Annotated in this window: 4 protein-coding genes; all 4 read left to right on the forward strand. The window is 45.9% G+C overall.

The window, feature by feature from the left end:
• Nucleotides 1-15 precede the first annotated feature (15 nt).
• From AB4329_RS12465 to AB4329_RS12480, 4 genes are read left to right on the forward strand one after another with little or no spacing between them, the layout of a single operon-like run.
• Nucleotides 16-1,407 (forward strand): HlyD family type I secretion periplasmic adaptor subunit, encoded by a 1,392-nt coding sequence (locus AB4329_RS12465; RefSeq protein WP_048660519.1) that lies wholly within the window; start codon nucleotides 16-18, stop codon nucleotides 1,405-1,407.
• Nucleotides 1,408-1,466: 59 nt separating this feature from the next.
• The gene (locus AB4329_RS12470; RefSeq protein WP_019823329.1) at nucleotides 1,467-2,135 is read left to right on the forward strand and encodes a transglutaminase-like cysteine peptidase; all 669 of its coding nucleotides are present in this window, start codon (nucleotides 1,467-1,469) and stop codon (nucleotides 2,133-2,135) included.
• Nucleotides 2,136-2,140: 5 nt separating this feature from the next.
• Nucleotides 2,141-4,051 carry a LapD/MoxY N-terminal periplasmic domain-containing protein gene (locus AB4329_RS12475; protein ID WP_372138457.1) on the forward strand — a complete coding sequence of 637 codons (1,911 nt, stop codon included), beginning with the start codon at nucleotides 2,141-2,143 and terminating at the stop codon, nucleotides 4,049-4,051.
• Nucleotides 4,052-4,069: 18 nt separating this feature from the next.
• Nucleotides 4,070-6,184, forward strand: coding sequence for a type I secretion system permease/ATPase (locus AB4329_RS12480; RefSeq protein ID WP_017061209.1), 2,115 nt, complete (start codon nucleotides 4,070-4,072; stop codon nucleotides 6,182-6,184).
• Nucleotides 6,185-6,265 lie beyond the last annotated feature (81 nt).

Below are 6,265 nucleotides of genomic sequence, written 5' to 3' on the forward strand. Positions count from 1 at the left end.
CGAACAAGGACTGTTATGAGTCAGAAAAATTTCAGCAAATTGAACGAGACCGAGCTTGAGTATGTCGATGATAAAACAGCGGCACTACTCCTCAATACGCCCACCAGTGCGCGAATTATGTTGTGGGTGATCGTTCTGTTTTTTATTGCTGCTATTGGGTGGTCTGCATGGGCAGAGATCGACAAAGTTACCGTTGGCCAAGGCAAAGTGATCCCCTCCTCTCAGATCCAAGTGGTACAAAACCTTGAAGGTGGCTTAGTTAAAGAGATCTTAGTTAAAGAAGGTCAACGTGTTCAGAAAGGTCAGCAGCTACTGTTGATCGATGACACTCGATTCCGTTCGGACTTCCGCGAACGTGAACAACAAGTGGCGAACTTAACCGCCAACGTGTTGATGCTATCCGCTTCATTAACCAGTGTCGTCATTAACGAAGAGTTCTCTGTTGAAGAGTGGAAAAAAAGCGTGTTGCTTGATTACGGTAAACTCGCCTTTCCACCAAAATTCTACGAGCTTCAGCCTAAACTGGTTAATCGCCAAAAAGCCGAATATCGTCAAGATCTGAATAACCTAAAAAACCAACTTTCTGTTTTTGATCAACAAGTTGAACAGAAACAGCAAGACCTAGTTGAGATTAAGGCGCGGGTTCGCAACCTAAAACAGAGTTACCAGTTTGCTCGCCAAGAACTGGATATCACCAAACCCCTCGCCGATGAAGGTGTGGTACCACGAATTGAATTACTTAAACTGCAAAGACAAGTGAACGACACTCGCCGAGAAATGACCTCAAGCGAGCTAAAAATCCCTCTGCTACGCTCAGCAATCAAAGAATCCATGCTCAGCCGTATTGACGCCGCACTGAACTTCCGCTCCGAACAACAAGAAAAACTCAATCAAGCCCAAGACAAGCTCTCTGCAATGACCGAATCTGCCGTTGGCCTAGAAGACAGAGTAAACCGTACCGTGGTGGTTTCTCCTGTAACAGGCACCGTTAAAACATTGGGTATTAATACTGTCGGCGGGGTTATCCAACCGGGTATGGACATCGTTGAGATTGTACCAACAGAAGACTCTCTATTGGTTGAAGCGAAAATCGCCCCGCAAGATATCGCGTTCCTACGCCCAGAATTGACTGCCATCGTTAAATTCAGTGCTTATGACTTCACTAAGTACGGTGGTCTAGAAGGCGTGTTAGAGCACATCAGTGCCGATACCACTCAAGATGAAGAAGGCAATAGCTTCTATATCGTGCGCGTGCGCACCGAAAAACACAATTTTGGACAGAACGAAGAGTTGCCAATCATTCCAGGTATGACCGCCTCTGTCGATATCATCACGGGTAAAAGAACCGTGCTTGAGTACATGTTGAAGCCACTATTAAGCGCTCAAAACAATGCACTAAAAGAGTAATGACGTTTGATGTTTGATAACGCCTTTCAATACACAGCAAATAGACAAGAGCAGAGGCTATGAAGTCTCGGATTTCGCTATTGCTGCTGGTCCTCACCTCTTTCACCTCTGTGGCGCTCAACAAGAGCGACCAACGGTGGATAGATGCAGTGACCAAAACCTACGGCGATAGAGCCGGAAAGCGAGTGGCAACATGGCGCTCAAATATGACGTCATACGACGGATTAAGTGAAAAAGAGAAGCTCAGGTCGGTGAACCAGTTCTTCAACCAGATGTACTTTGTCGATGACAACATACTGTGGGGAAAGAATGATTACTGGGCAACACCACTGGAATTTTTAGGCAGCAACGCCGGTGATTGTGAAGACTTCACAATCGCAAAATACTTCTCTTTGCTTGAACTGGGCGTCCCAGATAAGAAATTACGATTAGTGTACGTAAAAGCACTGGAACTAAACCAGTTCCACATGGTGTTAGCTTACTACTCAACACCGAGTGCAGAGCCATTAATTTTGGACAACTTAAACCCTGAAATTAAACGCGGTTCCAAACGCCCAGATCTACGACCAATTTACAGTTTCAACGGTAAAAACCTTTGGTTGATCAAGTCGGCAGCAGGCAGCGGCAAGTTAGCAGGGAAATCTTCAAGATTGAGCTTATGGAACGACTTACGTTCACGTGAGCGCTCTCTAAAATTAAACAAACCCATTATCAATTACGATGAGTAGGTACAATGACTTTATATAAACAGCTTGTGGTCGGGATGGTTGCAGTGTTCATACTGCTGATGACGTCAGTTTTTATGATCGAATTCAATACCACCCGTGGATACTTAGAGGAGCAGCAACGCTCTGAGGTAAGTAATACCATTAATACTGTTGGACTGGCTCTCGCCCCTTACCTAGAAGAAAAGGACAAGGTGGCAGTAGAGTCTGTTATCAACGCCCTGTTTGATGGCAGTTCTTACTCAGTCGTTCGATTGATATTTCTCGACAGCGGTGAAGACATTCTCCGCTCATACCCTGTAAAGCCAACCGGCGTTCCAGAGTGGTTTACCAACCTAAACCTGTTCGAGCCAGTTCATGACCGTCGCGTAATTACCAGTGGCTGGATGCAATTGGCAGAAGTCGAGATCGTAAGTCATCCAGGTCCTGCCTACGATCAACTTTGGCAAGCATTCATCCGCTTACTGAGCATCTTTGGCACGATCTTCTTGCTCGGTTTGGTGTCTATATCTTGGATCCTTAAGCGTGCTTTACGCCCGCTCTCGTTGATCATTACAAAGATGGATCAGATCGCTAAGAATCAGTTTGGCGAACCTCTGGCTCGTCCGAAGACAAAAGATCTAACCTTGGTTGTCGATGGTATCAACCACATGTCGACTCAAGTTGAACTGGCATTTAAAAACCAAGCGAAAGAAGCTCAGAAGTTACGTGAAAGAGCGTATATCGACCCTGTATCTCAGCTAGGTAACCGTGCTTACTACATGTCTCAGTTAACTCAATGGTTAGAAGAGTCGAGCTTAGGTGGTTTAGCGGTACTTAAAGCGGAATTTATTAGTGAAGAGTACGACGAAAAGGGCTATCAAGAAGGTGATGCCTTGGTTCATCAACTGGCTGAACAGCTACAAGCTTCAATCTCATCACCAGATATCACCATCGCCCGTATTTCTAGTGACGAGTTCGGTTTCATCATGCCAAACATTGATGAGAGCGAACTGAAACTTGTCGCGAGCAGCATCGTAAACTGTATTCAGAGCCTAGGTTCAGACCCAACAGGCACTGCGAACCCACACATTGCTCTTGGTGTGACATACAGCAACACGCGTAAAACCAGTACTGAAATCATGTCGCTGGTGGATAACGCACTTTCAAGTGCCAAGGCGAACCGAGAGCTGTCTTACGGCTACGTAACCGCAGACGATCACGGTGCTGTCATGGGCAAACAACAATGGCGCATGTTGGTTGAAGAAGCGATCATCAACGACCTCATTACCTTCCGTCTGCAGGCTGCAAACAATGCCTTTGGTAAAACGTATCACCAAGAGGTGTTCTCTGCGATTGAAAAAGATGGCGTGCGTTACGGTGCCAACCAGTACTTATACGCGCTAGAACAGCTTGAAATGAGCCACATTCTCGACCAATACGTTATCGAGAAGATGATTGAAAAACTCAATGCAAATGAAGTAACCAGCCCTGTCGCTATTAATATTTCACCAAGCAGTATTTCTCAACCAAGCTTCATCCGTTGGATCGGTAAGACGCTTGAACAGAATGCTTCAATCGCGCACCTGTTGCACTTTGAGATTCCAGAAAACTGCTTCATCAACGTTCCGCACTACACGGCACTATTATGTAACACCATTCGCAACGCTGAAGCAGTGTTTGGTGTCGATAACTACGGACGTAACTTCCAATCACTGGATTACATCAACGAATACCGTCCAAGCTATGTGAAGCTAGATTACCTGTTCACACATAACCTTGATGACGAAAAACAGAAGTTCACCTTAACGTCGATCTCTAGAACCGCTCACAACCTAGGCGTCACCACCATTGCGTCTCGAATAGAAACTCAGACTCAGCTAGATATCCTGTCTGATAACTACGTAGAAGTGTTCCAAGGCTTCATTGTTGATAAATAGTTGTAAGGGTTATATCACATGCAAGATCCACTATTGAACTCACTGATCTACGTTAGCCGGTATTACGGGTTAGCTAACTCGCCCGAAGCGTTGATCAATGGGCTACCACTATCCGATGGAAAGCTAACCCCTTTCCTATTCCCACGCTCTGCTGAACGAGCAGGATTAGTGGCAAAAGAAAACCGTTCCGACTTAGAAAAGATTCCTCACCTGATACTGCCTGCGGTCTTACTACTTAAACAAGGTGAGGCGTGCGTTCTCAACAGTATCGATTTAGAGAAGCAAGAAGCGGAAATCATTACTGCGGAAAGCGGAATGGTGCCAATCATCATTCCTGTCGAAGAGCTGAAAGAACAATTCATCGGCCGCTACTTCTTGGTAAAGAAACAGTTCCGTTATGATGAACGTTCACCAGAAGTTCTAAAAACACGTAAAGGGCATTGGTTTTGGAGCACGATTTGGGAATCTAAAAACATCTACCGAGATGTGTTGATTGCCTCCATTCTTATCAACATCTTCGCGATTGCCGCGCCGATGTTTACACGCTTGGTGTACGACAAGGTAGTTCCCAACCTCGCCTTTGAAACTTTGTGGGTGCTGGCAAGTGGTATCTTTGTCGTGTTCCTATTCGATTTGCTGCTCAAATTGATGCGCAGCTACTTCATTGACGTTGCCGGTAAGAAATCCGATATTCTCATTTCCTCCAAACTGTTCAGTAAAGTACTGGGGATTCGTATGGAAGCGAAGCCTGCTTCTGTCGGTGCTTTCGCTAAAAACTTGCAAGAGTTCGAATCCATTCGTGAATTCTTTACCTCTGCAACCATTGGCTCGTTAATCGACCTCCCCTTCGCACTGATGTTCTTAGCGCTAATTTGGTTAATGGCTGGAAACCTTGTGTTTGTTCCCGTTGCTGGCGTGGTCATTTTGATCGTCTATGCATTGCTAATCCAAGGTCCACTGCGCCGTACCATTGAGGAAGGCTCTCGTCTTGCTTCGCAGAAGTACGCGAACTTAATCGAGAGTTTGGCAGGGTTAGAGACTGTTAAGCTGTTCAGTGCGCAAAGCCAATTCCAATTCCGTTGGGAAGAAGCCGTTGCTCACATGGCGAATTGGAATATCAAAAGTCGACGCATCACTGACAGCATCCAAAACACCGCCGGCTTTGTTCAGCAAAGTACTAACGTTGGTATGATCATCTTTGGCGTGTATCTAATTGCAGAAGGTGAACTTACGATGGGTGGCTTGATCGCTGCAACCATGTTGAGCGGCCGAGCGATTGGCCCGCTTGTTCAGCTGTCTTTGCTTTCGACTCGTTACAACCAAGCAAAGTCATCAATGACTCTGATTGAGCAAGTGATGTCGATGCCTGATGAACAAGAAGAAGGTAAACGCTACATTCACCGTCCGATTATTCAGGGCCATATCGCGCTAGATAAAGTGACGTTCCACTACCCAGATTCACCAGTGGCTTCAATTAGAGACTTAACCCTCAATATTAGTCCTGGTGAGAAAGTAGCAATCATTGGTCGTATTGGTTCAGGTAAAACCACACTAGAACGTCTGATTATGGGCCTGTACAAGCCCACAGAAGGCCATGTACGTATTGATGACACGGATATGGAGCAACTGCATCATGTCGACGTACGACGCAATATAGGTTGTGTTCCGCAAGACAGTAACCTGTTCTACGGTTCAGTAAGAGACAACATTACTTTAGGTCGTCCTTTGGTGGATGACCGTGACGTGATGGATGCAGCAAACCGTGCAGGGGTAACCGCGTTTACTCAACAAGATCCTGCAGGTTTGGAACGCCAAGTGGGTGAAGGTGGTGCCTTGCTGTCTGGTGGACAACGTCAGTCAATTGCCATTGCTAGAGCCTTCCTTGGCCGTCCGCCAGTGTTGTTGATGGATGAGCCGACCAGTGCTATGGATAACCGTTCAGAGATGCACATCAAACACCAACTTAACCAATTGCTACCAAGCGAGACATTAATTCTGATTACACACAAAACGTCGATGTTGGACATTGTCGATCGAGTGATCGTAATGGAGAAAGGCTGCATCATTGCAGATGGTCCTAAAGCACAGGTTCTTTCAGACCTTAAACAAGGCCGAGTGAGAGCCGTTAGTTAGAGCGCTCAAGCCACCTAAATAAATAATTATCAGTAGAAACCCAAAGGGGGAGCATCAGCTCCCCTTTTTTATGGTTCATCG

This window comes from Vibrio sp. 10N.261.54.A5 (genome assembly GCF_041471145.1).
In the GTDB taxonomy this organism is placed as follows: domain Bacteria; phylum Pseudomonadota; class Gammaproteobacteria; order Enterobacterales; family Vibrionaceae; genus Vibrio; species Vibrio crassostreae_C.

Coding starts and splice junctions, on each gene's coding strand:
- AB4329_RS12475 (WP_372138457.1), top strand. CDS start 2,141: ATGACTTTATATAAACAGCTTGTGGTCGGGATGGTTGCAGTGTTCATA.
- AB4329_RS12480 (WP_017061209.1), top strand. CDS start 4,070: ATGCAAGATCCACTATTGAACTCACTGATCTACGTTAGCCGGTATTAC.
- AB4329_RS12470 (WP_019823329.1), top strand. CDS start 1,467: ATGAAGTCTCGGATTTCGCTATTGCTGCTGGTCCTCACCTCTTTCACC.
- AB4329_RS12465 (WP_048660519.1), top strand. CDS start 16: ATGAGTCAGAAAAATTTCAGCAAATTGAACGAGACCGAGCTTGAGTAT.